Source organism: Stenotrophomonas sp. YJH_SMC_46, from assembly GCF_059370315.1.
Window position 1 is genome coordinate 616,935 of record NZ_JCAFTO010000001.1, and the last position, 24,130, is coordinate 641,064.

Below are 24,130 nucleotides of genomic sequence, written 5' to 3' on the forward strand. Positions count from 1 at the left end.
AGGGGTGCCGGCCACTGGCCGGCACTACCGCAAGGCACCTGTAGAGCCGAGCCATGCTCGGCTCAGTGCTTCCAGGGTCACGACGTCTGACCGGAAGGCAGCCGAGCATGGGCTCGGCTCTACATGATTCGACTTGATCGGATCACTTCCGGGCCAGCGGTTTAACATCAATCGCATAGCGTGGAAACGCAGGTGTGGCGAACTCCCTGAGCATGTGCAGGTGCGGCTGAATCTTTAGCTTGCGCACATTCTCAATGGTGAATTCTCCGCCGCAAACCAACGCTGGCTCAAAGCCAAACATCTCATCCGCCAGCAAGTTCCCACAAGTGTTCACAGCCCTATCGAAGAGCAGTTCTTCATCCCCATCCATCAGATCAAAATCGTCGAGCTCCGCACAGGCGAAGAAGGCCTTGATGCCACCGTCCTGTCGTGCAAGAGACTTCGGCCTCAAACAGTTCTGAAGAGCAAACACTTCACTGCTGACTGGATCGATGTTCAAGCCCGCACCTGATGCTTCGCCGCACAGGTAGAGGCGTCCAAACCCGCTTCTGGCAAACACATGGTAGGTATCGATCTGTGTAAATGGAGTACCGGCCAACCACGCGCGCATCAGGCCGTCGTAGTCCTCGGGATTCACCGTCCACAGGCGTCCGTTGCCATAGTTCGCCCATCCATCCCGACGCCAATAGCTCAAGAGCGATTCGGGCAAGATGCCCGTCCACTTGGAGAAGCTGGTCTCTGGCACCGGATCGTGTTCAGTTGCCTCTCCGAAGCTCTCGATGAAGAGCGCGAAATCCTCATCCCCCTCCATTAACCCTCCCATGCAAGGCTATCTCGTCGGTTTGGACTGAGGCGTTCTTATATCTGGTGCCTCATCCGTCGCGAAGAGCTGTTTACGACAGGCCATTGGAAATTCACGCATTCACATAGGCGCCCGCCTCCGCTTGACCCGTCGACCGCCGCTGAGCAACATGCGCCATCACCGCTGATGGATCACCGCGATGTACCGCACCTTTGCTGCTGCATTGCTCTGCGCCCTGTTCGCTGCTCCACCCGCTTCTGCGCGTGGGCTCCCCGTCGGCCTCTCTTCACAGCTCGAAGCCCAACTGCAGACCAACCGCAAGCGCTACGGCATCGCCGGGCAAGCGGTGCTGGTCGCCCACAACGGACAGGTGCTGTACCAGGGCGCCAGCGGCGAGCGTGACCCGGCCTCCCACGCACCGGCCACCGTCGATTCCATTTTTGCCGCGCAATCGATGGCCAAGCTGCTGACCAGCACGCTGGTGATGCAGTTGGTCGATCAGGGCAAGGTGGATCTGGATGCGCCGGCCAGTCGCTATGTGCAGGACCTGCCCACTGCATGGCAGGCGATCCACGTGCGCGATTTCCTCAACCACAGCTCAGGTATCGGCGAGTACTACGACCGGGTGGAGAACCGCTGGGTGAGCAAGGGCTACCCCGGTGTAGCCCCTGATCTTGCCGCTGCACTGAAGGTGGCCGGCGCGGCACCAATGCAGTTCGCCACCGGCAGCCGCGTGCAGTACACCCAGGCCAACTACCTGGTGCTGACGGCGTTGCTGGAAGCGCACTACCGCAAGCCCTATCCGGCCATCGCGCGCGAACGCATCCTGCAGCCGCTGAAGATGACCAGCACCTCGTGGGGCGTGGCCAGCGTACCGGCGCAGCGCGCGGCGGTGCCGTACATCGGCAAGGAGCGGCAACTGCAGCCTGCCAATGAAGATCCCTGGCCGAACTACGGCTGGGGCCATGCCGACCTGCAGACCACCGTGGGTGACATGAACCGCTTCCTGCAGGCGCTGGCGACCGGCGAGCTGCTGCGCACGGCAACGCTGGAAAGACTCTGGCAGCCGCAGAAGCTGACCGGTGGCGGCAGCAGTTTCTTCTCCACCGGCTGGGACACCATCCGCAGCGACGGCTACACCCAGGTCGGCCACGATGGCGGCACCCGCGTGCGGGCGCGGCTGGCCTACAAGGGCTCGCTGGCCAGCGGTTACTGGGTGTTCGTGTACCTGAGCAACGGCAGCGCCCGCAATGTCTGGTCGAGCACGCTGGTGGAAAGCACGATGGCGGTGGCTGCGCCGCAGGAGTTTCCGCATGCAGTGCTTTCCGAGCGGCTGATCGGCTATGCGCTGGATGAAAGCACCGATGCGACACAGGCGATGCGTAGCTGGCTGCGCGACAGCAATGGGGTTCCCACGAGCGAACTGGAGCGTGCGATCAATGCCGATGGTTACGCTATCCGCGAGAGCCTCGGGGCACGCAAGGCGTTGAAGGTGTTCGCCCTCAACAGCGAGCTGTATCCGCAGTCCGCCAACGCTTGGGACAGCCTGGCCGAGTGCCATGCCGCGCTGGGGGAGAAAGAAACCGCTGATCGGCTGTATGCGAAGTCGAAGGCGCTGGCGAAGCCTTCGCCGTAAATCCTGTAGAGCCGAGCCCATGCTCGGCTGCTTTTCGTTGCGATTGGAGAAAACCCGCGCTGCGCGCGATAGCCGAGCGTGGGCTCGGCTCTACAGGGACACTGCGAGCGGCCATACCCAGGTGGAGGGTGACGTGGGGCCATCGACCTGTTAACTTGCGCGCCAATTTCGTGGTTTACAGCATTCCCGCATGCCGCTCTCGCCGTACCGCCCCACCCCGTCGCTGTTGTTCCTGGCCGTAACCCTCGGCCTCGCCACTACCGCCCAGGCCGCGCCACAGGCCACCACCCTCGATGCCGTGCAGGTCACTGCCGCCGATGCCAGCGCGCAGGCGCGAGAGGCGCTGAAGCGCGTGCCGGGCGCCAGCAACGTGATCGACGTGGCCAAGGCGGACAGCCGCCTGGCCAGCACTGCCGATGTGCTGGCCTACCAGCCGGGCATCAGCGCACAGTCACCGGGCAACGAAGGCACCAAGGTGTCCATCCGCGGCTCCGGCATCAACCGTGGCCCGGGCGCACATGCCTCCGGCATCGCGGTATCGATCGACGGCCTGCCGCTGACCGGCCCGGGCGGCACACCCTACGAACTGCTGGAACCGTTGTGGCTGTCGCGTGTAGAAGTACTTCGCGGGGCGAACGGTTTCGAGCGCGGCGCGCTGGCGCTGGGCGGTGCCATCGACTATGTAAGCCGCAGCGGCCGTGATTCGGCCGGCGTGCAGCTGCACTACGAAGCGGGCAGCCGTGGCTATCAGAAACGCGGCATCAGCTGGGGCGGTGTCAACGGAGATCTCGATTACTTCCTGGCCTATACCGATACCGAGTTCGATGGTTATCAGCGCCATGCGCGCGGCGACGGCAAGGGCGCGATGGCCAACATCGGCTGGCAGATCACCCCCGATCTGCAGACGCGCTTCTTCGTGCGCTACCGCGAAACCAATCATGAAACGCCCGGCCGCCTGACCCGCGATCAGATCCGCAACGATCCGCACGCCGCGAATGCGTCCAACCTGGCCATTGATGCGCGCCGCCCGCAACCGGGCAGCACCTGGGTGGGCAATGTCACCACGCTGCAGATCGATGAGGACTCCTCGCTGCAGGCCGGGCTGGTCTACCACACGTATCCGATGGACTTGAACGAGAGCCTGTACCGCCAGCAGCTGGACTACGCCAACCTCAACGCCACGCTGGACTACCACCACCGCCACCGGCTGTTCGGCCTGGACAGCCAAACCACGATCGGTCTGCGCGTCACCCACGATCTGGACGCCGATGTGCGCGAGTCGCTGCGCTTTGCCAGCAACGGCTATGCCGCCGGTACGCGCACGCGTGACTTCCGCCACCACGGCACCGACAGCACGCTGCACGTCGGCAATACCCTCACCTTCAACGACCGCCTGCGCATGCAGACCGGGCTGGCACTGATCAGCACCCGCCGCGACGTGCAGGTGACCTGGCCGAGCAGCGGCGGCCGCCTGCGCGACCACGACTGGGACTACGCGCCGCGACTGGGCTTCACCTGGCAGCACAGCGCGCAGACGCAGTGGTTCGGCAACCTCAGCCGTTCGGTGGAGGCGCCGCACCCGTGGTCGATGATCTGGGGCTCGAACCAGTACTTCGGGCCCGGCACTGGCCCGTCTACAGGCCGCCAGCGCGCGCCGGTGCCGATGCAGAACCAGACCGCCACCACGCTGGAACTGGGCGCGCGCGGTGACGCGGCGCTGGGTCGCTGGGAACTGACCGGCTACTACGCCCACGTGAACCATGAATTGTTGAGCGTGGAGCTGCAGCCGGTACCGAACCTGTTCATCGCAGAGAACAACGCCAGCCCCACCGTGCACCGTGGCATCGAAGCCGGATTGGACAGCACACTGTGGCAGGCCGCGCCGGGGCGCCTGTCGTTGCGCCAGGCGTACACCTTCAGTGATTTCGGTTACCGCCACGATGCGCGCTTCGGCAGCAACCGCCTGCCGGGCCTGCCGCGCCACAGCTACCGGGCCGAGCTGCGCTTCGATCATGCCTCCGGCCTGTACGCCGCGCTGAACACCGAATACGCCTCGCGCATCGCGGTGGACTACGCCAACAGCTACTGGGCCGATAGCCACGTGATCTTCGGCAGCCGCATCGGCTACGAGGCACCCGGTGGTCGCTGGCAGGCCTGGGCGGAGATGCGCAACATCGGCAACCGCCACTACGCCGCCACGGTCACGCCGGGCTACGACGACGCCGGCAAGGATGTCGCGCGCTCGACGCCAGGCGAAGGCCGTGGCGTCTATGCGGGCGTGCGCTGGCGCTTTGACTGATGGCCGCAGGCGGCGCCGGGTCTGACCCGGCGCCGTCGTTCCAGGGTCAGCCGATGCGCCAGGCCGGCAGGCGTTCGCTGCGCTTCCAGATGGAAGGCGCGAAACCAATCAACACCAGCGCCGCCAGCCACTTCGGTGAGGTGTTGAGCAGTGTCGAGGTAAGCGAACCATCGCCGGGGGGGGCCATGTCCTGCCACGGGTTGTAGCCCAGGTAGACGACGCTGCCAGCCCACCACAGCAACGCCAGGCCGATGCCCACCAGCAGCAGAGCCAGCGTGCGGCAGGTCCAGCGCTGCGACGTGGTGCCCCATTCCCGCGACGCTGCGATCAGCAGACCCACCACCAGCAGCGATACCAGTGCAACCAGTCCGATATCGACCTTGGGCCCGATACGCTCATAGCTGCAGGCGCGGCATTGGGCCTCTTCCGCGGCAGTGGCGGCTTCGGCGCCATCGGCCTGCCCGGCTGCGGGCTGCGCCAGTGCTGCAAACGGCATCAGTACTGCCAGCAGCGTCACCATGATCCAACGAAACAACGTCCTGTTCCTGCGTACAGCGACATCCATGCGCTCTTCCTCGTCAGTGGTTGTACGTCCAGGGCCGCAGTATGCGGCCGTCCCATACGCCGCCCAGACCCCGTTCCGGGGGTTCGGCCATCCAGCGTCCTTGTTCCCGATGCAGCACGACAAGCTCCCGGTAGACGAAATCGTCGGAACACGAATCCCGGGCGACCGCAATCATAGCCCACTGCCCTTCGACGCTGAAAACAGGCCGGGTCAGATAGGCGACGTGGTCGTATGTCCGAGTCGGCCCATGCACCGTTGCCCCGCACCCCTGCTCCCGCAGCGCTCGAAGCCCGGCGCCGTCCATCCGCTGCGCATCGGCCAATGCGGCCGCAGGCACTGGCGTGGACCGGCGATTGGCGGGAACCAGGTCCGCCTGCAGCTGCAACCGCAGCGCATGGATGTCCGGCGGCCACCAATCGTCCAGCGGCAGGACCAGATCGTCCACCTCCTGGCAGATGGAGGCACTGCTGCCAGGCCAGCAATAGGGCAAGGTCTGCTCCATCACGTAGATGTCCTCCCCCACCGGGTCGGTCAACTGCGGCTGTTCCTGCGGGCGCCATTGATCAACGCGCGTGGACGGTGTCTGCGTTGCGCTGGGCACCTCGCTCAGCGACGATGGCAGAACTGGCGTTGGCTGCGGCACTGGCGGGGGTGGAGGGGGGAATGGGGGGCTCTGCCGGATCGCCAGCGCCAGCGCCATCGCCTCCGCCTGCATCTGCGCTGTTCCCAGGTTGATCGGTAGCCGACCGATCTCCTGCTGCCACCTCGGGCGCAGGCTGCAGATCCCGGCCATGAGAGCCAAAGCCGACAGCGCCGCCGCCAGCGATGCAATGCGTCGCCAGGTGATCCGTTGTTGGCAGTCACGGTCTGGCTTGAACGAGGTATCTGTCATCACGACTCCGCCAACGCGGGCCACAGGCCGTGTCCAACGCTCATATGGCGGACAGGCTCCACTCGAATACGCTCCCATCCGCTCTTCCTGCGGTGCAGAAGGTAGAGGACGCGCATCGCCGTTCCTCCACTGCACAGATCCGAGGCGACCGATGCCATTGCCCAGTTCCCCTCCTGGCTGAACACAGGACGCTGCAGATAGACAACGCCCAGATCGGGATTGCCCGGGCCACCCGTGCATCCCTCGATGCCACGCGCACGCCGTTGCTGAAGCTCGTCCCACGTCATCCGTTGCGCTCGCACATGCGCAAGCTCAAACGCAAGGTCGGGTACGCGTACAGCCCGGCGGTTCGCAACCTGCAGCATCGACTCCAGATGCTGCTGCAGCTGAAAGGACGCCGCACTGTCATCATCACGCCATTCCACGACGCTGTGACGAACCTGGCAGACAGGGGCGGGGTCTCCTTCGCCACAGGTAGGCGCAGTCCATTCCATCACGACAAATGGCATGTCGGGCTCCCAGCCGCGCGGCTCGAAGTGTGCTGGCGCGACATCTTCCAGCGGCACTGCCGCGGTCGCGGATCCACTGTTACCGGTCAGCATCGGGGAGAAGATTCCCTTGATTGGAATCGGTGGTTCCGGCGGCTTCCCTGGTGGTGTCGGTCGCAGGTCGATGAGCTCTGCCATCACTTCGGCCTGCATCCGTGCCGTTCCCAGATTGATCGGAGGCGGGCCGACTGCCTGCCCCCATTGCGAGCGCATGCTGACGATCAGCGCTACGACTGCAACCATCGATAGAACGACCGTTGTGGCCAGGACGCGTTTCCGTGCAATGCGCTGTCGCATGAAGTTCCTGGAAGAAATGAAGCAGGTTGGGATATCGGCCGGGGACGTGACGCTACAGCGCTTGAATGACCTGCAGCAGATGGGTCGCATCTGGCGCGAGTTCCTGCGCGAGCCCGCCCAGCACCACGAAGAACAGCAGCAGGCCGAGCAGCGGCCAGATCGTGTGCGTCACGCATACCCGCCACCACCCCTGCTCGTGCATGCCCTGCATGCGCCGGTACAGGCCACTGGCGATGGCCGCGTCCACCAGCAATTCGGCCATCAGCACCGGTGCCGACCACACCACCCACACGCTCGCCAGCAGGACGGACGCCACAAGCGCGACGATGCCGAGGATCGCCAGCAACGGCAGGCCTGCTTCGTCTTCGGCCAGGCCGGTCAACGGCAGCTCACCGGCATCGCCGCCGCCGGCCTGCGCCGACTCATTCCACGAAGCTGACGCGCCGCCACCTCCAGAACGGCCACCGACGCCGCCCCACGGTGATTCCACGGCACTTCCGCGAGGCGAAGGGCTGCCACTGCCCACATCCGGCGACAGGCCATCCAGCACGTTGTCCCAGCGCCAGCGGATCCAGATCCACATCAGCAGCAGGAACACGCCATAGGCCAGCAATACGGCCATCGGGTAGCGAAGCAGCATCGCGTCGATACCGGCCAGACGCAGCAGGTGCGAGGCAAGGAAACCGGCCGCACCGGTCAGGGCCACGATCAGCGTCATCTGCAGGCGTGGCCAGCCGCGTTCCCGCAGGTGTTGCCGTGCGCGCACAAGCTCACCGGCGGGGTTCACCGGCAACTTCAGCGGGTTCCGCGCAAAGAAACGGGTGCGTTTCATCGGCGCCACCGGGTGCCGCGGATCGTGGAGCGTGGAAGCTCAAGAACCTGATACAGCATGCGGACATCCTTGCCGGGCACGCGCGGGGGGTGTTGCGCGGATTCTACCGCGGCCGGGGCCTCTGTCCAGGCGACGGGCCCAGGCCATTGATCATCAACTGCGGTCGACGATCCGCACGATGCGACCGTCCTCAAAAGCGAACTCGCTGTGTCCCTGCAGTGCCAGTTCCGTACCCGCGCCGGGACCATCGGGAATGTCCTGCGCGAACACGCCACGCCAGCCGATGCTGGCCAGCACCACGCCATCCTTGAAGATCAGCTCCAGCAACCGCTGCTCGCGCTCGCGGAACAACGGCGCCGATTGCCGTGCCAGTTCGCCGAAGGCATCGATGCCTTCGGTGACCATCGTCAGCTGCCCACCGCTGTGGTTCTCGAAACGCACGTTATGCGCCAGCACCGCCAGCATGGCGTCGATGTCGAAGCGGTTGTAGGCCTGCAGGTAGTGCTCGATCAGATGGCGGCAGTGCGATTCGTCCACGGCGGTGTCCAGTCAGGGCCTGCGCCAAGTCTCCCGCGACCGTTCAGCCGTATCAAGGAGGCGCGGCGGCCTTCAGCAACTGCGCGGCCACCTGGTCGAACGGGGCGATGTCCTGCAGTGCGCGGCACATCGCCACCGCACCTTCCACACTGGCAATCACCAGATTGGCCAGCCCACCCGCGGCGACCGGATCGTGGCCGTCGGCGATGAACGCTGCGGCCAGATGGCCCTGCCAACGTGCGAACACTTCAGCAGCTGCTGCACGGGGCTGGCTCGGCACTGCCTCCACCGGCTCCTCCACGGCAGCGGCCAGTACCGGGCAGCCCGCCCGGAACCCGGAGCGCAGCAGGCGCTCGCGCCACATTGCCAGTAACTGCTGCAGGCCCTGCACCGCCCCGCCCTTCAGCAGCTCCACCAGCAGCGCTTCCACCTTGTCGCCAGCCATGTGGGTGGCACGCGCCAGCAGCTCCTGCTTGCCGCCGGGAAAATGGTGGTAGGTGGAGCCCAGCGGCGCCTCGGCCAGCTTGGTCACCTCACGAATGCTGGTGGCATTGAGGCCTACCCGCGCCAGCATCTGTGCTGCGGCATCAATCACCCGTTGCGGGGCATCAGAGGGTCGTGGGCTCACGGCGATCGCCTTGCTAAGACAGTCGTCATAGATTAGCGTACCGGCCGTTCTATAACAGTCGTCATAGCCATGAATCTCTGGTTCCGCCTGCTCCATCTGCTGCTTTGCAGCCTGTTCCGGCCGAAGCTGGAGGCCCCGTTCGGGGTCTCGCGCCTGCAGTTCCGTGTGCTGCCCAACGACCTGGACAGCAACCTGCACATGACCAACGGCCGCTACTGGAACATCTTCGATCTGGGCCGGCTGGACCTGATCCTGCGCATGGGCCTGGGCCGGGTGGCGCTGCGCGAGAAGTGGGCGCCGATCGTCGGTGCCGGCACCATCCAGTTCCGCCGCGAACTCAAGCCGTTCCAGCGCTTCACCCTGGAAACGCGCCTGGTGGGCTGGGTCGGCTCGCGCGGCATCATGGAGCAGCGCGTGCTGATCGGGCCCGAGCAGAAGATCGCCACCCGTGCGCTGCTGGTCACCGGCATCTACGACCGTCGCGCGCGCCAGTTCCTGGGCATGCCGAAGATGATGGAAGCGATCGGCGTGGTCGCACCACCGTCGCCGTCGCTCAGTGCAGCCGCCGAGGCGTTGCTGGCGGCCGATGCCGCGTTGAAGCTGGACGATGCCTGAGCTTCAGATGGGCGGCTATCTGCATGGGGAGATTTCCCCCGCGACGCTGGCGGCCCGCGCTGCAGTGGATGTCGCACCAGGTCGGCATAGCCGATCCGCTGGTGATCAGTTTCCATGCTCCAGCGCGTGTTTGACCGCTGCTTCGGCCAACGGCGCCATCACCGCATAGCCCTTCGCGGTGGGATGCACGCCGTCCTCGGCCAGCTGCGGATCGAGGCCACCAGCCGCATTGGCCATCGGCGTGTAGTAGTCCAGATAGACCAGCTGCTTCGCCTCGGCATAGCGCTTCAACGCCGTATTCAATGCGCGCACCTTCGGCGCAGGCGTGATGCCCGGCATCCACGGGTACTCGCTCACCGGCAGCACCGATGCCAGCACCACGGCGATGCCATGTGCGCGGGCCAGGTCCACCATCGCGTGCAGGTTGTCTTCGATCATCGCCTGCGTGGACGGGCCGGTGTTGCCGGCAATGTCGTTGGTGCCGGCCAGGATCACCACCACCTGCGGCTTCAGTGCCAGCACGTCCTGCGGGAAGCGCACCAGCATCTGCGCCGTGGTCTGGCCGCTGATGCCGCGGTTGAGCCAGCCCTTGCCGGGGAAGAAAGCCGCGCTGCCTTCCCTGCCCCAGCCTTCGGTGATGGAGTCGCCGAAGAAGACCACGCGTGGCTGGCCCGGCGCCGCCGCGGGCAGTCGCGCGTTGGCATCACGATAGTGCTGCAGCTGCGGCCAATCCGCCAGGCGCTGCTGCATGAAACGAATCTCATCAGGGCGCAGCTGCTCTACGGGCTTGAGCAGCATCGGATTGACCGCGCCCGTTTCAGCAGCCGCGGTCGGAACGGTCAAGCCAATGCTGAAGGCGATGGCCAACGTTCCGGCAAGCACTACAGGAATACGCATGGAGACTCTCCCGGTTCACGGTGGCAGTCTAGCGCCCCGGCCTGCAATCAGCGTGCTGCCGCGCGCGCTGCCACGCCGGTCACCTTGGCCGGCATCCACATGCCGGGCGTCCAGCCACTGGCAGCCAGGATCGCCTTGGGGTTGTCCTGCTGGATCAGCGCGCGCACCGCGTCACGCTTGTCCTTGGCCTGCAGGTAGTAGGCTTTGGCGATGCGGTAGCCCACCCAGTAGCCCAGGTCATAGGGCTCCTGCGAGCCCGGCTTGTAGTTGTACAGCCACTGCGACAGATCGGTGCTGTCCAGATCCAGCGCGAAGGCGCTTTCGATATGCACTTCCCGGCCACGGGTCCAGGCCGCGTGGCGCCCGTTGCCGACGTTGCCGGAAATCAGTTCGGCGATGAACTCGGCGATGCCTTCGCCCAACGACACGCGCAGCACCGTGGCATGCGGATCGCCCGGCTCGAAGTCGGTCAGGCCGGTCTGCTGGATATGCACGTACTCGTGCGCGATCACGTGGACGAAGCGGTCCTGCACATTGGGATTCATGAAATCGGGTGCGCACAGCGCTTCCAGGCCGATGATCACCCCGCTTTTCGAGGTCAGCCCGACCGGACGGCCACGGCCCACCGCGATGGTCACCGGCGAAAACGCGGCCTGCGGGTAGACGGCCTGCAGGTTGGAAAACACCTGCGTCAGGCGTTTTTTCACCGCCGGCAGTTCGGCCAGGCAGCTTCGTCCCTGCGCTTACAGTTCCGGCTGGTTGGCGATGGACTCGGCAATGCGCTCGGGGGTGACCCGGCGCGCCTTCGCCAGTTCACCCAGGCCCGTACTGCCTTCGGCGAGGTAGCCGGCCAGCTGGGCGACGCTGGGCTTGCCTCCCGTAGCATCGTAAAGCGCGTAGAAGCGGCTGGCATCGTGGGTGAGTATCTGCGGGCCCGGCGGCGCAGCCGCCGACGCCACGCCGAACGCCCCGGCACCGGCCAGGGCAAGCAGGCAGCGCAGGAAACCGGACATCGCTCCGTCCTTGGTGGAGTGCATGCGAAGCGCGCAATCTATCACTGCGCCGGGTTCGCCGCAGCGGGCACATGCAGGCCCTTTGGGGCTGTGCCAGACTCATTGTGGCACCTGCCATGGAAGATGGAGCACCGCACGATGATGATCGTTCCCGCGTACTGGGCCGAAGCCCGCCTGCAGGCCCGTTTCCGTGGCCGGCCGGTGGTCGTGCGCCGCTTTGGCTGGTCCGACGAAGGGCCTGCCGAAGCCCAGGTCCACGCCGAACGCCGTGCCAATGAGGCACTCAACGCCATCCTTGCCGGGCAGGTGCTGCCGCGTCGCGAAGTGCGCAGCAACTACGGCGTGGAGGGCGTTCCGATCCGCGAGCAGATCGTGCAGCGCGACGGCGACGTCATCATCACCCGCAACAGCTACGGTGCGCTCTGCCTCAATACCCCTGACGTGCTGTTCGCCGATATCGACCATGCGCAGCCACCGGCGGGTTGCGTGATGCCCGCTGTCATCGCCGCAGCGCTGCTGTTTGCTGGCGCCATCGTCGGCACCCTGCTGTGGCACTGGCTGGTGGGACTGGTATTGGGCGTGGCGGCCGTAGTGCTGGTGAATGCCGCGATGCTGATGCAGCGCAGGCGGCGGCTGGCCGCCGCCGGTGGCGCCGAAGGTGTGGCGCTGCAGCGGGTCGCGGCCTTCAGCGAACAGCATCGGGACTGGCATCTGCGCGCCTACCGCACGCCAGCCGGACTACGCGTGCTGGTCATGCATGCCACCTTCTCGCCCGAGGACGAGCAACTGCAGGCCTTCTTCAAGGCGCTGGGTACCGACGCCCTGTACGCGCGCATGTGCCGGCTGCAGCATTGCTTCCGTGCGCGACTGACACCGAAGCCCTGGCGCGTCGGCCTGAAATACCGCATCCGCCCACCGGTGGCCGCGTGGTCAGCCGAACAGGCCAACAACCCGGACCGTCTGGCCTGGATTGCCGAATACGAAAAGAAGAGCGCTGGCTTTGCCGCGTGCACCTACCTGCGCAGTTTCGGTGATACCGCGCGCATCCATGCCAAGGCCGAGCACGTGCGTGCGCTGCACGACCGCCTGTCGCACGCGCAGGACCGTCTGCCGCTGGCGTGAGCGCAGCAGGCGCTCAATCAGCGCCCTGTACGAACGGCTGCCCTGCCAGGGTAGTGCCCAGCCGCATCGCGACCTGCTGCCCGCCCTTTTCGAAGGTTGTTGCGCATTGCTTGGCGCCCTTCTGGCATCCAACTTCCGGAAAGCCCTCGAGTGACTCAGGCGCGCCCTGGACCGGACTCGCCTGCCACCCTGCCGCATCCATCAGGCGCTTGGCCTTGGCATAAGGCATGCCGGCAAGAATGCCCAGCTGCGCCAGTTCGGAGGGGAGTGATTGCGCATGCAGGATCGGCGTCATCACCAGCGCCAACACTGCGGCGATACGTTTGGACTTCATTCGTGAAACCCCTGGCAGACAGCAACAGGCCTGCAGCGTATCGCAGCTTCCGCACGCCATTGCACCCGCATCACATACGGTTACGCAATCGCAACGGCCAATGACACGAGGTCACCCCGGGGCCGCATCCGGTTCGCTTCGCGCGCGGCCGGCGCATTGCTGGCCGAGTCGAGGACCGCGGAAAGCGCGTCCGGCTCGCTGCGTACCGCGTATATCACCCGGGTGCCGGTCAGCAGCAGGCTGTCGCCTGTTCAGCGACCGCGCTGGCGCTCGATTTCCGCGTGCAGTACCTGCAGCTGCGCCAGGTACTGCTGGAAGATGCCCAGATCCTGCTCGACCAGGCGTGGCCAGTCGGGCTTCGCATTCAGCAACTGCTCGACCTGCTGCTGCGGCGGGCGATCAAACCCTTCGCCCAGGACGGCCAGGTAGCGCTCCCTGAATCCCTCCGGATCCTGCTGGTCCTGTGCGAAGAGCTGCACCGCAATCAATCCGGCATACAGGTAATTGGCCAGGTAAAGCGGATCCTCATACATCAGCCGCTTGGATACCCAGGTGCTGCGCAGCTCGGGATACTGCTCCGATGCGCCCCCATACCGGCCCAGTACCTTCACCGTCATCGCATCAAGCGCGTCTGCGTTGCCAACCTCATCGGCGGCCACTTGCTGATAGATGGACTGTTCCAGATCGGCCTCTTCAGACGATACGAACAGCTGCAGGATGATGTCATCGAGCAACGACTTCAGGTAATACGCTTTGGCACGTGGATCGCTGGCCTGCCGATAGAGCTGATCGCGGAACTTCAGTTCGTTGTAGATGGCGAAGGCCTCGGTCAACCACTTGTTGCCGTTGCGCTGGAACGAGGATGCGCCACCGCGCTGCATCCACTGCCCATGCATGGCATGGCCGGCTTCGTGAGCGATCTGGACATCCCCCTCCAGATCGCCCTGTCGATGACCAACGAACAGCAGCGAAGGCGCGCCAGGGGCGCTGATCGAAAACGCATCCATCGCGCGCCGCCCTGCCGATCCACCCAGATCCATGTGTCCGCCCGCAGGATCGAGCAGCCCGCGCAGCCCTGTCACGTAGTCCGGCCCCAGCACCTGCATCGATGCCGCTGCCGCATCACGCAATTGCGCCAGGTCAAGCGGCGGAGGGATATAGCCCGCATCAGGCAGGCCCATGTCCCAGATCCTTGGGGAGGCTTGGCCCATGCGCTCAAGATGGGTCAACTGCATCTGTTGGTAGTTGCGTCGCAGCGGCGCGTGGCGCGCTACCGCCGCCAGTGTCGCGTCGACGGCGGCCTGATCCAGGCCCATGTGCCGGTAGCTGCGGTCAGGCGCAGTTCCATCGCCCTGCAGTTCCGACGCTTGCTCGTTGAGGCGGACCAGGCCCAGCAGCACCGTTGCCATTTCGCTGCGCCGCGACGCCATTCCCTGCCAGTAAGCACGCCATGCCGCTTCGCGCAGTGAACGGTCCGGCAGGCGGGAAAGGGCTCGCGCATCGGTGCGGCTGTCAAACGTGCCGCCTTCATGTTCGAAGCGCGCAAAGGGCGCCGATTGCAGCAGCTGCCGGTGCAGTCGCCCGAAGCTGTCCAGCGCCGGGTCGGCCAACGTGTCGACCGCATCCACCAGCGCTGCATTGGCCGGCTGCACCCCCTCCCGCAACGCCCGTTCACGCAGGTCGGCATGCGGCTCGATCCAGGCAGCCTGCGCGGGCGCATCACGTAATGCCTGCTTGGCAATCGCCGCGATGCGTCCACATGTGCCGGCCACTTCGCCCTGGGTGTTGGCCAGCCGGGCATCATCAGCATTGCGCGCTGCCTGAAGATGCAGGTAGCCATGGTGCCGGAGGCACTCGCCATACAGCTGCTCGGCCTGCTGGAACCGCACGTCTGGCGGCGCCTGAAGGGCCTTGAGGGCATCGGTGCTGCGCTCGAGGTTCTGCCATGCCTCACGTTCAAGGGAGGCGCTGCCAAAGTAGCTGCGGTCATCTGCCCGCAGAGCCTGCGCTTCGACTCCGTGTGTCATCCCGGCCAACAGCGTCGCGATGACAAAAGTGATGGCGCGCATTCCATTGCGATGCATCGATGTCTCCTGGTCCGTTTCCATTCCCAGCTTAGCAGCCCGGGTGGCCCCGCATGCCGCATGGCAGGTGGCTTCCCGATTCCCGATTGCGCATCCGGATCCAGGCCGTCTGCCCACTCACATCCCGAGACAGAAAGGCCACCCGGAGGTGGCCTTTCTGTTCCCTTACTTGGCATTCTTCACGTAGGTGTCGAACCAGTTCAGCATTTCCGCCACCAGCTGCTCGTTCGATTCCAATGCGGTGTACCAGTGCGGTTCGTTCGGCAGCATCACCAGGCGGGTGGTGCCGCCGTTGCCGCGGATCGCCTGGTAGAGCTTGCGCGACTGGAACGGCTCGGTGCCCGGGTTGGCGTCGTCCTCGCCGTGGACCAGCAGCAGCGGCAGCTTGATCTTGTCGGCATAGAAGAACGGCGAGGCCTTCAGGTACACGTCCTGCGCCTGCCAGACCGAGCGGCGTTCGTTCTGGAAGCCGAACGGGGTGAAGGTCTTGTTGTACGAACCGCTGGTCGCCACACCGGCCTTGAACAGCTTGGTGTGCGCAATCAGGTTGGCGGTCATCAGGCCGCCATGGCTGTGACCGGTCACGCCGATGCGGTTGCGATCGACCACGCCCATGTCCACGGCCTTGTCCACCGCCGCCTTGGCGTCGGCTTCCAGCTGCTCCAGGTAGGTGTCGTAGGCGTTCTTCGGGTCACCCACGATCGGGAACGAAGCGTTGTCGATGATCGCGTAGCCGGCCAGCAGCATCAGGCGGTACGGCTGCAGGCGGGTGAAGGTCTGCTGCGAACCGGACACCTGGCCGGCCTGCGCGGCGTTGGCGAAGTCGGCCGGGTACGCATACAGGATCGCCGGCACGCGCTGGCCCTCCTTGTAGCCCGGCGGCGTGTACAGGGTGAACGACAGGTCCACGCCGTCGGCGCGCTTGTAGGTCACCAGCTGCTTCTTGATCTGGCGCACTTCCGGGGTCGGGTCGACCAGCCTGGTCAGCGCGGTCGTGGTGGACGCGAACTGCGCCTCGCCGGCCTTCGCGTCGGCCACCGCCTCACCCTGCTGGCGGATGAAGGCATTCGGCGGATCGATCACCGACTGGTGCCAGGTCAGGTAGCGCCCCGGCGTGTTGCTGAAACCGAGGAACTGTTCGTAGGCATCGGCACTGCTGCGGAACAGGCGCTCGCTCTTCAGCGTGCCCAGGTCCAGGCGGTCCAGGAACGGACGGTCGCCCTGCGGCGACGCGCCACGGCCGCTGAGGAACACATGGTTGCCCTCACGGCGCACGACCTGCGCGCCATTCGACAGGCGGGTGAAGACCAGGTTGCCGGGGTTGCCGTACAGCTCATCGCTGGACATGTCCCACAGCAGGCGGCCTTCCTTCTTCGGCTGGTCCACATCGACGATGCGGGTCTGCATCCAGTGGCGGTTCTCGTCGTTCTCGAACTGGAACGCCACGGACGGATCGGCGGACCACGCAAAACCTTCAAAGCGCTGCGTAGTGCGGGTGATTTCGGTCGGCTTGCCGTTGAACGGCGCCTTCAGCATCAGCACGCGATCGCGATGCGGCACGTTGACCTTCCAGTCGCCCTTGTCCAGCGCTTCGGCATAGACCAGGGTGGCCGGATCGGTGGCACGCCAGTCGAAACCGCGCGGGCCTTCCGGTACGCCGTGCACCGGCACGCGGTCGGCCAGCGGCAGGCTGGCGATCGGCGTGGACTTGCCGCTGGCGATGTCCAGCACGGCCACGTCGTTGGCGAAGCGCTGGTAGGTCACCGCATGCGAATACGGTGCCTTGATCGATTCGGTCAGCACGTGCACGCCATCGGGCGCGGCGCTGACTTCATTGAACAGCGCCGGTTGCCCGACCGGGCGCACGCGGTTGGCGACGGTATCGACCACGGCCAGCTGCGAAGTACCGTAATAGGCGAACAGCTTCTCGTCATGGACGCTGGTCAGCGTGTCGCGGGCTTCGTAGGTGCTGCTTTCGCCGCTGCTGCCCAGCGACTCCTGCGCGTCCGGACCGGTCGGCACGCCGCCATTGGACGGCGCCGGGCCCTGATTGGCCGGCACCAGCTTCACCAGCAGATTCTGGCTGCCGCCCAGCCACTGCACGGTGTAGCCGAAGATCGGGTTCAGCTGCACGTTCGGCACCTGCTTCACCTGGCCGGTGGCCGCATCGCCCACCCACAGCTGCACGCTGGTATCGACCGCATTCTGGAAGGCGAAGTGGCTGCCATCGGCCGACCACAGCGCGCCGGTGGCGCAGCCCTGCGGCAGGTTGACCTTGGTCTCCTTGCCGCTGCCGATATCGACCAGGGTGAAGTCGGCCACGCAGGCCGGAATGCCGTAGCCACCGGGGGTGTCATGGCGGCTGCGGTTCTTCGGCTCCAAGCGCACGCCGGCCAGCTTCAGGTACGGCTGGGCGACACGGCTGATCGAAGGGTAGGTCTGCGCAGTGGTCAGCAGCAGGCGCTGCCCCCCCGGGGCCACGTTCGGCGCTGGCGGCGGCGGCGCCTTCAGCACCTTGAGCAGGTGTTCCGGTGGCTTGGCGTAGTCGGCAAGCGCCGGGCCAGCGGCCAGCAGGCCGGCGGTGGCGACGGCAACGGCCGCCGCCAGAGAGATTCGACGGATCAGCATCCTTATCCCCTGGAGTGTGAATGGGTACCCGGAATCGGGCATGGACCCGAATCTAGCACCGCAGGGGTTGTCGTGAATGGGCCGGAAGGGCTAGTGGCCGGATGGGGCAAAGTGGAGGCCGCCACGCCATCACTTGGCGCTCAACTATCATGAACTCCCTCCATCCGGCGCTTGACATGGGAACCTCCAAAGCCCCCCCCTATCTTCAATACTGCCGAAGCGCCCTCAAATCACTAGTCTCTCAATACGAGATGAGCAAAGTGATCGGGCACTCTGCCACTGCGGGAACCGTTCGCGAAAGACTGATTCATGACTTTCTCGAATCACACATCCCTGAAATGACCAGTGCTGTGAGCGGCGTCATCATTGACTCGCAAGGAAGACGGTCACGCCAGCAAGATATCGTTCTGATGCTGAAGTCCATGCCGAGGCTTCGCTTCAACAGCGGCCACGACCTAATTTTTCACGAGGGAGTCGTTGCGACGATCGAAGTGAAAACAAGTGTAACCACGTCCGTTCTACTTGGAATCTCAGAGAACATCGCAAGCGTCAAGTGCTTGGAGCCGACAAGCTTCGGGGGCACGAAGTTGGGTGTACTGGACTGGCCCATGCATCGAATCCTGCACTGCGTCGTAGGCTACGGTGGATCGAGTCTTCACGACATATCAAATGCTCTCACCAGTTTTCCTGATGCGAAGAAGCCGGACATCTATCTAGACCTAACCAAGGGTATGCTTCTTCGGAATGAAGGCATCTTTTCAGAAAGAACTCTTGGCGATGACTATCTAATATTTGATGATCCCGGTGAGGGTCTCGCTAGATTCCTGTCAGCCATGACGGTCGTTACATCTTCATACTCAGTTCGAGATGTGAAGTGGGAGCAGTACCTATTGGACTCCTCTGTGGAGGAGCGAGACCCTTAAGACCAGCCGCGTAATGACTATCCTGAATGGGCCGAAATCATTAGCAGGATAACTTGGCAAAGTGTCGCACTGGCAGCTGCCGCCGCTAAGAGCGGCCGGCCTCTGCCAGGCGTGGTCTGTCATCACTGCTGCGCGTGCAGGTCCCAGGTGGCCAGATAGTCGGGGTCGACCACGATCATGCCACTGGTGCGCATGCGGTACTCCCCAGGCTCGGCTGGCTGGTACTGGTCCAGCATCGGCGGCAGGTAGCGCTCGTGGCCATCATTCTCGTCGGCAAGCACCACGCCCTCGTCGGCGCTGATGCGCAACACCGTGCCGGCGTACTGCTCCAGCCCCTTCACCTGGCCGTCGCCACCATAGCGGGTGACCCCGACCAGTACGACCTTGCCGATCATTTCTTCCGCCTTGGCATCGTCCAAGGCCGGCAGAATGGGAGTGAATTCGTCGCTCATCGGTGCACCTCCGTAGCCTGCAGGACATCGTGGATGAGGTTTCCGCTTCGCAGTGCGCGTCGCTGGCAGCCGAGCAGGTACCCAGCCTGGAGCCTCTGCATCGAGAGTGCCAGTACGCCCATGAACCCAAGGGTTCCTGGAGCACGATGCTGCCATCGCAGGCAGAAGGGACAGGTGAAGGCCGAAATCGGTCCCCGCCGATCAGAGGGTTGCACCTGCACCCACGCTAGAATGCACGCATGCGCACCGTACATGCCCTCCGCTACATCACGCCCTTGCGGGAAGGTGGCTCCCTGCCGGCCGTGGTCGAGACCGACGACGACGGCATGGCCGTGCTGAAGTTTCGTGGCGCCGGCCAGGGCCCGAAAGCGTTGATCGCCGAGCTGATCGCCGGCGAGATGGCACGCACGCTGGGCCTGCCGATTCCGGAAATCCTGTTCGTCGAGCTGGACCGCGAGTTCGCCCGCACTGAGCCCGACCCGGAGATCCAGGAGCTGATCCGCGCCAGCGAGGGCCTGAATCTGGGCCTGGACTATTTGCCCGGCGCGATCAATTACGATCCGGCGGCAATGCCGGTGGATCCAGACCTCGCCTCGCGCATCGTCTGGTTCGATGCGTTCACCAGCAACGTCGATCGCACCACGCGCAATCCCAACCTGATGGTGTGGCATCGAAAGCTGTACCTGATCGATCACGGTGCGGCCATGTACTTCCATCACGACTGGGCCAACGCCGGCGATGCCTGCGAAAAGCCGTTCGTGCTGATCCGCGACCACGTGCTGCTGTCGTTCGCCAGCCGCATCGCCGAGGTGGATGCCGAACTGGCCGCGCGCCTGACCGATGCCGAGATCGAGCGCATCGTCGGCCTGGTGCCGGACAGCTGGCTGGTGGACGAACCGGCGTTCGACAGCCCGCAGGCCTACCGGCAGGGCTATATCAACTACCTCAAGCACCGCCTGAAGGTGCGTGCGGTGTTCGTGCAGGAGGCCATCCGTGCCCACGCTGCACACGTATGACTATGCGGTCATCCGCGTGGTACCGCGGGTGGAACGCGAGGAGTTCATCAACGTCGGGGTGATCGTCTCCTGTCCTGGTGCGCGTCATCTGGAGGCGGCCATCGAGATCGATCCTGCGCGCCTGCGCGCCTTCGCGCCGGCGCTGGACCAGGAGGCGCTGCAGCCGTGGCTGGATGCGATCGTGGCGATCTGTCGCGGCGACGCCAGCGCCGGGCCGATCGCACAGCTGCCCGCGCGTGCGCGCTTCCATTTCCTTACCGCCAAGCGCAGTTCGGTTGTGCAGATGTCGAGCACGCATGTGGGCCGCACGGCGGACCCGGCGGGCGTGGTGGAACACTTGATGACGAAGATGGTGCGGGTACCGGCACCATCCGAGTAACGTCGATCGGGTAGAGTCGACTGTTAGTCGACTAACGCGCGCAGCGTGGGCTCTTTGGCTGTGGTTAGAATGGCAGTCGACTAACAGTCGACTCTACCCGGTAGACGCCACCGGGCCGGTCCCATCACCGTGCGCGTTCGCCTGTCGACTCAAGCTCGCTCAACGGCCAGCGGCACCATCCATACGGATCGTCACTGATCTGCGCGGCAAGACCGGCTTGAACGGGATTTGCCAGAATGTAGCAAGCGTGCCTGTGCAGCGACGCGTCACTGCGGATCGCATGATCGCAATAACCCGCCTGCCAGATTGCCCCCCGGCTCCCTCGCCGTCGGTTTATTAGAAAGCTGCTGCGTGCCTTGAAACGCTGCACGCAGTAGCCCAGCGATTGACCACGAAGTTGAGCCAGCCAGTGACGGTGATCCGGCATGATGATCCAGGCAAGTGATGCAGTCAGGCCTTCCCGATCCATCGATCCGAGGAGCTGCATGGCAAGGTCGGCATTGGCAGGACAATCGAAGACGCGATGGCGGTTCCGGCACACCATGGTGATGGTGTAGACGTTGCCCGCGATGGATCGCCGGCCGGCAAGCAATTGGGGACTTGGCATGAGTTCGAGAATGCCCGCCCGCATGGATTTCCGGCATCGGTTCTCTGCCAATGCCAGAATCAGGGATCCTCTCGATACAGCATCAGGGTATGTGGAGTCGACTGGGTAGAGTCGACTGTTAGTCGACTATCGCGCGAAGCGCGGGCTTTCCAGCGTGGGAGAGAAGAGCAGTCGACCAACAGTCGACGCTACCCGGTCGGCTCTACCCAGCCGGTCATACCTGTCGGCCCTACCTGGGCAGCGCAAACGCCATCACGTAATCGCCGTTCGGGGTTTCCATGAAATGGTGGCCCCCGGCCATGATCACCACGTACTGGCGCCCACCCTGCTCGTACACCATCGGGTTGGCCTGGCCGCCGGCAGGCAGCTTGGCATGCCAAAGCTCCTTGCCGGTCTTCAGGTCGATGGCGCGCAGCAGGTCATCGGTGGCGGCGGCGATGAAGATCAGGCCGCTGGCGGTCACTACCGAACCACCGTTGTTCGGCGTGCCGATCTCGATCGGCAGGCCGGAACGGATGCCGAACGGACCATTGCCGCGCGCACTGCCGAACGGGCGGTCCCACAGCAGCTTGCCGGTGCGCAGGTCGATGGCACGGATGCCGCCATAGGGCGGCTGCTTGCACAGCAGGCCGGTGAATGGCAGGCGCCAACCGGCGTTGACGTCGATGGCATACGGCGTGCCGACCTGCGGATCGCCGGCGCCCTCGCCAGCGCCCTTGTCGGCGCGGATCTTCTCGCGCGGCAACCAGCCCAGCCGGTCGGCCTCCGCGCGTGGCACCAGCCGGTTGTAGTTGGGCATGTCGTTGTAGTTGGCCACGATCACGCCGCGTCGCGTGTCGATGGACACGCTGCCCCAGTCCGAGCCGCCGTTGTAGCCGGGGTATTCGATGGAATGGCGCTCGCTGCTCGGCGGCGTGTAGAAGCCTTCGTAGTACGCCTTGCGGAACTGGATGCGGCAGACCAGCTGGTCGATCGGGGTGATGCCCCACATGTCACGCTCGGTCAGGTCATGCTCGCGACGCAGCGTGTGGTACAGCGAGAACAGCTGGGTGGGTGAACGCTGCTCGGGCTCGACGCCACCCACCGGTACCTTGCGCTCTTCGGCAGCGGTCAGCAGCTGGCCGTTGCGGCGGTCGAGAATGTAGATGTCACCCTGCTTGGTCGGCAGCAGGATCGCCGGCCCCTTGCCTGCAGCCGTCGGGTAGTCGATCAGGCTGGCCTGCGAACCGAGGTCGTAGTCCCACACATCCTTGCGCACGGCCTGGAAATGCCAGGCCGGCTTGCCAGTGCTAACGTCGATCGCCACCAGCGAGGTCGAGTAGCGGTTCTGGTTTTCCGTGCGTGAGCCACTCCAGTAGTCGCCGGCTGAATTGCCCAGCGGCAGGTAGACCAGCCCGAGCGCCTCATCACCGGTGGCCGTGGTCCACATGTTCGGGGTGCCACGCGTATAGGTCTGCTCGCGTGGCGGCAGTCCGCTGCGCTCGGGCTGGTCCATGTCCCACGCCCAGCGCAGCTTGCCGCTGACCGCGTCGTAGGCCTGGATCACGCCCGACGGCGCATCGCGGCGCTGCCCATCCAGCACCTGGTGACCCGTGACGATCACTCCACGCACGATGGCCGGTGGCGAGGTGATCGAAACATAGCCCGGTGGGACCTCGCCCATGCCCAGGGTGATGTCGACCTGGCCGTTGTTGCCGAAATTCACGCACGGACGGCCGCTGTCCGCGTCCACTGCAATGATGCGCCCGTCCAGCGTGCCTTCGATGATGCGCGCCCAGCACGCCGGACGGCTGCCGGGTGCGGCGCTGCGGGTGACCGTTGGCGGTGGCTCGGGAAGGGCCAGATCCGCAGCGGCATCGGCCAACGCCGCATCGGCAATGGTCGGCGTGCTGGGCTGCTCGTAATAGCTCACGCCACGACAGGCGGCGGTATACGGAATCGAAGCATCCCTCACCTTTGGATCGAACCGCCACAGTTCCTTGCCACTGGCGGCGTCGAGTGCGATCAGGCGGTTGCGCGCGGTGCACAGGTACACGCGGTCGCCGACCTTCAGCGGCGTGGTTTCCGCACCCCAGCGCTTGTTCGGCATGTCGCCAGTACGGAACTGCCAGGCCAGCTGCAACGTGGCCACGTTGGCCGGGGTGATCTGCTGCAGCGGCGAGTAGCGGGTGCCGGCATTGCTGCGCCCCCAGGCCGGCCAGTCGCCTTCGGCGGGCTGGCCAGCCGGCTGCAGGCCAGTGGTATCGCGCGTAGGTTCCAGTCCGGCACTGGCTGCGCCTTCCGGGAATGGCAAGTGCCCATCCACTTCGCCATGCGGGGCGAAAGCCAGACCGAAGGCCGCCACGAACACCAGCATCAGCACGCACGCCACGCTGCGCGACAGGCGCTTTGAAACCGGTTCGCGAAGGGTCGGCGCGAGCAGCGCCAGCACGATGCCGAGCGCGGTCACCAGGCCCAGCCGCGGCACCCAGCGCCAGTAGTCGCTGCCTGACTCCCACCAGGTCCACAGCAGCGTACCAATGAACACCAGTGCGTACAGCAGCGCCCCGCTGCGGCGGTTGCCGAACAACAGGATGCCGCTGGCCAGCAGGCCGGCCCCGGCGATGGCGTAGTAGGCCGAGCCCCCGAGACTGAGCAGCCACGCCCCCAGGCCGCCGATGACCAGGCCGAGCACGACCAGCAGCAGCGACAGCACGGTGACAAGGGGATGCCGGGAGGCGCGGGCGGGAGCGGACTGCGGCGTGGCGGACATCGTCGATCTCCGGGGGCAGCATGCGCCCTTATCCCACCGCCGATGTGAAGCGCGCGCGTATTTTCTGGGTGGACCTGACGGGGTGATCGTCGGCTGGGTGGTTGCCGACTGGGTGATTGTCGGCTGGGTAGAGTCGACTGTTAGTCGACTATCGCGCGCAGCGGGCTTTTCATCGCCCTGCGCAGAGCAGTCGACTGACAGTCGACTCTACCGCAGCGATCGGAGGGTCCGCAGCGATCGGAGAATCCACCACGACTGGAAGATCCGCAGAA

21 protein-coding genes and 1 pseudogene are annotated in these 24,130 nt (G+C 65.1%); 7 read left to right on the forward strand and 15 right to left on the reverse strand.

Annotated features, from left to right (window positions below):
• Positions 1-142: 142 nt before the first annotated feature.
• Positions 143-811 (reverse strand): GAD-like domain-containing protein, encoded by a 669-nt coding sequence (locus tag AC5P8C_RS02885; protein ID WP_019660338.1) that lies wholly within the window; start codon positions 809-811, stop codon positions 143-145.
• A 190-nt stretch (positions 812-1,001) separates the two neighbouring features.
• On the opposite strand from AC5P8C_RS02885, the gene AC5P8C_RS02890 reads away from it, so the two are divergent.
• Both AC5P8C_RS02890 and AC5P8C_RS02895 read left to right on the forward strand, forming a co-directional pair.
• Positions 1,002-2,438, forward strand: coding sequence for a serine hydrolase domain-containing protein (locus AC5P8C_RS02890; RefSeq protein ID WP_019660339.1), 1,437 nt, complete (start codon positions 1,002-1,004; stop codon positions 2,436-2,438).
• Positions 2,439-2,628: 190 nt separating this feature from the next.
• Positions 2,629-4,737, forward strand: coding sequence for a TonB-dependent receptor family protein (locus AC5P8C_RS02895; RefSeq protein ID WP_495218321.1), 2,109 nt, complete (start codon positions 2,629-2,631; stop codon positions 4,735-4,737).
• Positions 4,738-4,783: 46 nt separating this feature from the next.
• Here AC5P8C_RS02895 and AC5P8C_RS02900 read toward each other — a convergent pair whose 3' ends face one another.
• The 6 genes from AC5P8C_RS02900 to AC5P8C_RS02925 form a co-directional block, all read right to left on the reverse strand.
• Positions 4,784-5,302, reverse strand: coding sequence for a hypothetical protein (locus AC5P8C_RS02900; protein ID WP_026347062.1), 519 nt, complete (start codon positions 5,300-5,302; stop codon positions 4,784-4,786).
• Positions 5,303-5,315: 13 nt separating this feature from the next.
• On the reverse strand, positions 5,316-6,194 hold the full coding sequence (locus AC5P8C_RS02905) for a hypothetical protein (protein ID WP_197598164.1): 879 nt from the start codon (positions 6,192-6,194) through the stop codon (positions 5,316-5,318).
• Positions 6,194-7,039 (reverse strand): hypothetical protein, encoded by an 846-nt coding sequence (locus AC5P8C_RS02910; protein WP_019660341.1) that lies wholly within the window; start codon positions 7,037-7,039, stop codon positions 6,194-6,196. Before AC5P8C_RS02910 ends, AC5P8C_RS02905 begins: the two co-directional genes overlap by 1 nt.
• Before the next feature lie 52 nt (positions 7,040-7,091).
• The gene (locus AC5P8C_RS02915) at positions 7,092-7,871 is read right to left on the reverse strand and encodes a hypothetical protein (protein ID WP_026347063.1); all 780 of its coding nucleotides are present in this window, start codon (positions 7,869-7,871) and stop codon (positions 7,092-7,094) included.
• Positions 7,872-8,024: 153 nt separating this feature from the next.
• On the reverse strand, positions 8,025-8,408 hold the full coding sequence (locus tag AC5P8C_RS02920) for a nuclear transport factor 2 family protein (protein WP_019660343.1): 384 nt from the start codon (positions 8,406-8,408) through the stop codon (positions 8,025-8,027).
• Positions 8,409-8,460: 52 nt separating this feature from the next.
• On the reverse strand, positions 8,461-9,036 hold the full coding sequence (locus tag AC5P8C_RS02925; protein WP_495218322.1) for a TetR/AcrR family transcriptional regulator: 576 nt from the start codon (positions 9,034-9,036) through the stop codon (positions 8,461-8,463).
• 69 nt (positions 9,037-9,105) lie between these two features.
• Between AC5P8C_RS02925 and AC5P8C_RS02930 the strand changes: the two genes are divergently transcribed.
• Positions 9,106-9,651, forward strand: coding sequence for a thioesterase family protein (locus tag AC5P8C_RS02930; RefSeq protein WP_010480517.1), 546 nt, complete (start codon positions 9,106-9,108; stop codon positions 9,649-9,651).
• A 105-nt stretch (positions 9,652-9,756) separates the two neighbouring features.
• Here AC5P8C_RS02930 and AC5P8C_RS02935 read toward each other — a convergent pair whose 3' ends face one another.
• Positions 9,757-10,548, reverse strand: a complete 792-nt coding sequence (locus tag AC5P8C_RS02935) for an SGNH/GDSL hydrolase family protein (protein ID WP_495218323.1) — start codon at positions 10,546-10,548, stop codon at positions 9,757-9,759.
• Between the two features lie 47 nt (positions 10,549-10,595).
• Positions 10,596-11,561: pseudogene (locus AC5P8C_RS02940) on the reverse strand (DUF2268 domain-containing putative Zn-dependent protease).
• 138 nt (positions 11,562-11,699) lie between these two features.
• On the opposite strand from AC5P8C_RS02940, the gene AC5P8C_RS02945 reads away from it, so the two are divergent.
• Complete coding sequence (locus AC5P8C_RS02945; protein ID WP_495218324.1) at positions 11,700-12,683, forward strand: hypothetical protein; 984 nt, start codon at positions 11,700-11,702, stop codon at positions 12,681-12,683.
• Positions 12,684-12,696: 13 nt separating this feature from the next.
• Here AC5P8C_RS02945 and AC5P8C_RS02950 read toward each other — a convergent pair whose 3' ends face one another.
• The 3 genes from AC5P8C_RS02950 to AC5P8C_RS02960 form a co-directional block, all read right to left on the reverse strand.
• Positions 12,697-13,017: a hypothetical protein gene (locus AC5P8C_RS02950; RefSeq protein ID WP_164144613.1), complete on the reverse strand. Its 321-nt coding sequence runs from the start codon at positions 13,015-13,017 to the stop codon at positions 12,697-12,699.
• A 251-nt stretch (positions 13,018-13,268) separates the two neighbouring features.
• Entirely contained in the window at positions 13,269-15,086 is a 1,818-nt protein-coding gene (locus tag AC5P8C_RS02955; protein WP_495218325.1) for a M3 family metallopeptidase, read from the reverse strand.
• A 180-nt stretch (positions 15,087-15,266) separates the two neighbouring features.
• Positions 15,267-17,729, reverse strand: coding sequence for a S9 family peptidase (locus tag AC5P8C_RS02960; protein WP_495218326.1), 2,463 nt, complete (start codon positions 17,727-17,729; stop codon positions 15,267-15,269).
• Positions 17,730-17,878: 149 nt separating this feature from the next.
• Here AC5P8C_RS02960 and AC5P8C_RS02965 point away from each other — a divergent pair, with 149 nt between their 5' ends.
• Positions 17,879-18,652 (forward strand): DUF6602 domain-containing protein, encoded by a 774-nt coding sequence (locus AC5P8C_RS02965; RefSeq protein WP_495218327.1) that lies wholly within the window; start codon positions 17,879-17,881, stop codon positions 18,650-18,652.
• Positions 18,653-18,774: 122 nt separating this feature from the next.
• Here AC5P8C_RS02965 and AC5P8C_RS02970 read toward each other — a convergent pair whose 3' ends face one another.
• Positions 18,775-19,104 (reverse strand): hypothetical protein, encoded by a 330-nt coding sequence (locus AC5P8C_RS02970; RefSeq protein WP_021202747.1) that lies wholly within the window; start codon positions 19,102-19,104, stop codon positions 18,775-18,777.
• Between the two features lie 239 nt (positions 19,105-19,343).
• Here AC5P8C_RS02970 and AC5P8C_RS02975 point away from each other — a divergent pair, with 239 nt between their 5' ends.
• The gene (locus AC5P8C_RS02975) at positions 19,344-20,120 is read left to right on the forward strand and encodes a HipA family kinase (protein ID WP_329762088.1); all 777 of its coding nucleotides are present in this window, start codon (positions 19,344-19,346) and stop codon (positions 20,118-20,120) included.
• Positions 20,098-20,499, forward strand: coding sequence for a DUF3037 domain-containing protein (locus AC5P8C_RS02980; protein ID WP_019660358.1), 402 nt, complete (start codon positions 20,098-20,100; stop codon positions 20,497-20,499). The genes AC5P8C_RS02975 and AC5P8C_RS02980 overlap by 23 nt, the downstream gene beginning before the upstream one ends.
• 124 nt (positions 20,500-20,623) lie before the next feature.
• Here the strand turns inward: AC5P8C_RS02980 and AC5P8C_RS02985 are convergent, their stop codons facing one another.
• Both AC5P8C_RS02985 and AC5P8C_RS02990 read right to left on the reverse strand, forming a co-directional pair.
• The gene (locus tag AC5P8C_RS02985) at positions 20,624-21,130 is read right to left on the reverse strand and encodes an REP-associated tyrosine transposase (RefSeq protein WP_495218328.1); all 507 of its coding nucleotides are present in this window, start codon (positions 21,128-21,130) and stop codon (positions 20,624-20,626) included.
• 205 nt (positions 21,131-21,335) lie between these two features.
• A complete protein-coding gene (locus AC5P8C_RS02990) occupies positions 21,336-23,858 on the reverse strand; it encodes a membrane-bound PQQ-dependent dehydrogenase, glucose/quinate/shikimate family (RefSeq protein ID WP_495218329.1) in 2,523 nt (840 codons plus the stop codon).
• Between the last annotated feature and the right edge of the window lie 272 nt (positions 23,859-24,130).